The organism is Streptomyces sp. RP5T (assembly GCF_003933965.1).
Classification (GTDB): domain Bacteria; phylum Actinomycetota; class Actinomycetes; order Streptomycetales; family Streptomycetaceae; genus Streptomyces.
The window spans coordinates 1-4,254 of sequence record NZ_RSAJ01000664.1 but is presented as its reverse complement, the minus strand read 5'-3'; the positions used below and the strand labels follow the sequence as shown (position 1 = coordinate 4,254).

4 protein-coding genes are annotated in these 4,254 nt (G+C 69.7%); 3 read left to right on the top strand and 1 reads right to left on the bottom strand.

The genetic code is table 11. From position 1 onward, the window contains the following. The first annotated feature begins 492 nt into the window (after positions 1 to 492). The 3 genes from ettA to EHS43_RS38710 are packed head-to-tail and all read left to right on the top strand — an operon-like array spanning position 493 to position 3,242. Positions 493 to 2,157: an energy-dependent translational throttle protein EttA gene (gene ettA, locus EHS43_RS38720; RefSeq protein WP_125195266.1), complete on the top strand. Its 1,665-nt coding sequence runs from the start codon at positions 493 to 495 to the stop codon at positions 2,155 to 2,157. Positions 2,158 to 2,163: 6 nt separating this feature from the next. Next, a complete protein-coding gene (locus EHS43_RS38715) occupies positions 2,164 to 2,577 on the top strand; it encodes a thioesterase family protein (protein ID WP_125195265.1) in 414 nt (137 codons plus the stop codon). Continuing rightward, the gene (locus tag EHS43_RS38710) at positions 2,574 to 3,242 is read left to right on the top strand and encodes a hypothetical protein (protein WP_125195264.1); all 669 of its coding nucleotides are present in this window, start codon (positions 2,574 to 2,576) and stop codon (positions 3,240 to 3,242) included. Before EHS43_RS38715 ends, EHS43_RS38710 begins: the two co-directional genes overlap by 4 nt. Positions 3,243 to 3,249: 7 nt before the next feature. On the opposite strand, the gene EHS43_RS38705 is transcribed toward EHS43_RS38710, so the two are convergent. Continuing rightward, on the bottom strand, positions 3,250 to 4,206 hold the full coding sequence (locus tag EHS43_RS38705; protein WP_125195263.1) for an ABC transporter ATP-binding protein: 957 nt from the start codon (positions 4,204 to 4,206) through the stop codon (positions 3,250 to 3,252). Positions 4,207 to 4,254 lie beyond the last annotated feature (48 nt).

Genomic DNA, 4,254 nt, shown 5'->3' with positions numbered 1-4,254 from the left:
GGACAGGGTCACGCGGCTCACCAGGACGTCGGCCTGGGCCAGCAACGTCGGCCGCCGGCGTCCACCCACAGGTGCACGTCGCACGGCAAGGGGCCGCCGGGCGGGTGCGGGCAGCGCGGGGAGTACGGGTTTCCGGGGTCCGGGTGGACCGGGACAGCGGATCGGACCGTACGAGCACCGGTCCGCGGGCCGTGTCCGAGCGCCAGACCGCGAGGGACCACCGTTCGTGCGAGCCGCCTACGTGAAGGTGCTCGCCGGGGTGTGCGGGCTGGAAGCACGTGCACGCGCCGTGCAGCACCCTTGCTCGACCGCCGACGACGGCGAAGCCCCAGGGACCGGCGGTGACCGGCAGCGACGGTTGAGGTGCAGGGCTCGCGCTGAACGCCGGTTCAGAGGGCCCCCGACCATACGGGTTACCACCCAACGCTGGACCTCAGGCAAGATGGGGTGTATCTGCCCACTGCCAGATTTCAAGCTGCCGGACGGTTTCTCTTGGCTGAGTACATCTACACCATGCGCAAGACGCGCAAGGCAATCGGCGACAAGGTCATCCTTGACGACGTCTCGCTGAACTTCCTGCCTGGCGCGAAGATCGGTGTGGTCGGCCCGAACGGTGCCGGTAAGTCGACCATTCTGAAGATCATGGCGGGGCTGGAGCAGCCGTCGAACGGCGACGCCTTCCTGTCGCCGGGTTACACCGTGGGGATCCTGCTGCAGGAGCCGCCGCTGAACGAGGAGAAGACCGTCCTGGAGAACGTCCAGGAGGGCGTCTCCGAGGTCAAGGGCAAGCTCGACCGGTTCAACGAGATCGCCGAGCTGATGGCCACGGACTACTCCGACGCGCTGCTCGACGAGATGGGCAAGCTGCAGGAGGAGCTCGACCACGCCAACGCGTGGGACCTCGACGCGCAGCTGGAGCAGGCCATGGACGCGCTCGGGTGCCCGCCCGGGGACTGGCCCGTCACCACCCTCTCCGGTGGTGAGCGGCGCCGCGTGGCCCTGTGCAAGCTGCTGCTGGAAGCTCCTGACCTGCTGCTTCTCGACGAGCCCACCAACCACCTCGACGCCGAGTCGGTGAACTGGCTGGAGCAGCACCTCGCCAAGTACGAGGGCACCATCGTGGCCGTCACCCACGACCGGTACTTCCTGGACAACGTGGCCGGCTGGATCTGCGAGGTCGACCGCGGCCGCCTGCACGGCTACGAGGGCAACTACTCCAAGTACCTGGAGACCAAGCAGACCCGTCTCAAGGTCGAGGGCGCGAAGGACGCCAAGCGCGCCAAGCGGCTCAAGGAAGAGCTGGAGTGGGTGCGGTCCAACGCCAAGGGGCGTCAGGCCAAGTCCAAGGCCCGCCTCGCCCGCTACGAGGAGATGGCCGCCGAGGCCGACAAGATGCGGAAGCTGGACTTCGAGGAGATCCAGATCCCGCCGGGTCCGCGGCTCGGCAGCGTCGTCGTCGAGGTCAACAACCTCAGCAAGGGCTTCGGCGACAAGGTCCTGATCGACGACCTGAGCTTCTCGCTGCCGCGCAACGGCATCGTGGGGGTCATCGGCCCCAACGGCGCCGGCAAGACCACCCTGTTCAAGATGATCCAGGGCCTGGAGGAGCCGGACTCCGGCACCATCAAGGTCGGCGAGACCGTCAAGATCTCCTACGTCGACCAGAGCCGCGCCAACATCGACCCGAAGAAGACGCTGTGGGCGGTCGTCTCCGACGAGCTCGACTACATCAACGTCGGCCAGGTCGAGATGCCGAGCCGGGCCTATGTCTCGGCCTTCGGCTTCAAGGGACCCGACCAGCAGAAGCCGGCCGGCGTCCTCTCCGGCGGTGAGCGCAACCGCCTGAACCTCGCGCTCACCCTCAAGCAGGGCGGCAACCTCCTGCTCCTCGACGAGCCGACCAACGACCTCGACGTCGAGACCCTCGGCTCCCTGGAGAACGCGCTGCTGGAGTTCCCGGGCGCGGCCGTGGTCGTCTCCCACGACCGCTGGTTCCTGGACCGGGTCGCCACCCACATCCTCGCCTACGAGGGCGAGTCCAAGTGGTTCTGGTTCGAGGGCAACTTCGAGTCCTACGAGAAGAACAAGATCGAGCGGCTCGGCCCGGACGCGGCCCGTCCGCACCGTGCCACCTACAAGAAGCTGACCCGGGGCTGATCGATCTTGCGGCACCTCTACCGCTGCCCGCTGCGCTGGGCGGACATGGACGCGTACGGCCACGTCAACAACGTGGTCTTCCTCCGCTACCTGGAGGAAGCCCGTATCGACTTCCTGTTCCGCCCGGAGAAGGACTTCAAGCAGGGGTCCGTGGTGGCGCGCCACGAGATCGACTACAAGCGGCAGCTCGTCCACCGGCACCACCCGGTCGACATCGAGCTGTGGGTCTCGCAGATCAGGGCGGCGTCCTTCACCATCACCTACGAGGTGAAGGACGACGACCTGGTCTACGTACGGGCCTCGACGGTGGTCGTGCCGTTCGATTTCGAGGCACAGCGGCCGCGCCGGATCACCGCCGAGGAGCGGGAGTTCCTGGAGGGGTACCGGGACGACGACGAGGACGAGGCCGTCGCCGCATGACGGTGCTCCATCTCGCCGACGAGTCGGAGGCGGCCGACCTCGCCGCCTTCCTCTCCCGGCTGCTCCACTACGACCGCTCGGCCGCCGTACGGCTCCAGGGCACCGGCACCGCGCTCGCCGTCTTCGGGCGCCCGCCGTCCTTCGAGGTGCTGGCGATCCGGGCGGTCCGCCTCGCCAAGCCGTACGAGAACGGGCTCGACGTCACGCTCGACGTGACCGTGTCCGCCGGGGAGCTCCTGGAGTCCGTCGACGAGAGCGCCGGTACGGCTGTCGTGCCGGGGGCGGTGACCGGGCCGCCGTGGGCCGGAGTGCTGCCGCCGCGCGGTGGCTGGCAGACGGTGACCGGGCTGCCCGAGCCGGTGGAGCTGCGGGCGCTCATCCACGCCGGGGTCGCCGAATTCCGCGCCCGTACCGAGGAGTTGGGTCCCGAGGCGCGTACCCGGGCCGAACTCGACCGGATCGGGCGGGAGATCTGGTCCCGGACCGTGGGGGAGACCCGGCTGCCGGTGCGGGCCGTGCACGCGGCCCAGTCGCTCGGCTTCCTGCGGCCCGGCGGCGCGGCCGCGCTCTTCGCGTCGGGGGCCTGGCTGCGGCTGCGCACCCCGTACGGCTCGATCGCCGTACGGCAGGGGGGACTCGGGGCCCTGGGCGTCAGCGTGCGCTGACCGGCCGTCAGTCCCGGTCGCTGTCGTCCGGCCACACACCGATGTGGTCCAGCTCCAGTTCCAGTGCGACCCTGTCCCGCATGCCCAGCGCGTCGGTGTACTCCTTCGGCAGTTGGAGCCGGCCCGCGCGGTCGAGCATCGCGTACTCCCTGGCCACCAGGGTCTCGTGGCCCGTCGTCGCGTCCACCTCGCTGCGGCGCAGGACCTCCGTGGACGTACGGCCGTCCCTGATCGCCACCGCCCGGCGCACCTCTCCCGCCACCGCCGGGTCGTGGGTGACGATGACGATGGTCGTGCCGAGCTGTTCGTTGGCGGTGCGGAACGCGGCGAAGATCTGTTCCGCGGTGTGGGAGTCGAGTTCGCCGGTGGGTTCGTCGGCGAGGAGGACCGCGGGGTTGTTCGCCAACGCCACCGCTATCGCCACGCGTTGCTGCTGGCCGCCGGACATCTGGTGCGGGCGGCGGTCGCGGCAGTCGGCCACCTCCAGCAACTCCAGGAGTTCCAGGGCGCGTTCGGTGTGGGCGTGGCGGGGTTTCCGGGAGCCGGAGAGCTGGATGGGCAGGGTGATGTTCTGGGCGGCGGTGAGGTAGGGCAGGAGGTTGCGGGAGGTCTGCTGCCACACGAAACCGACCGTCGACCGGCGGTAGGCCAGGCGGTCCTTCGCGGTCATGGTCAGCAGGTCGTGGCCCGCCACCCTCGCGGCACCGGCGGTGGGGGTGTCCAGCCCGGCGAGGATGTTCATCAGGGTGGACTTGCCGCTGCCGGACGCGCCCACGAGGGCGAGGAGTTCGCCCTCCCGGACTAGCAGGTCGAGGCCCTGGAGCGCCTGGGCCTCCACGCCGTCGGTGGTGAAGATGCGCACGAGCCGGTCGCAGGTGATCAGGGCGTCGTGGCCGTAGCCCGGGCGGGAGCGGGCCGCGGTCGCCTTCTGGGCGAGGTCGGTGAGGGTGGGGTTCGTGGTCACTGGCCGTCTCCTGTGGGGCGCCTGTCGATGGGCCGCGCTGTGCTCACG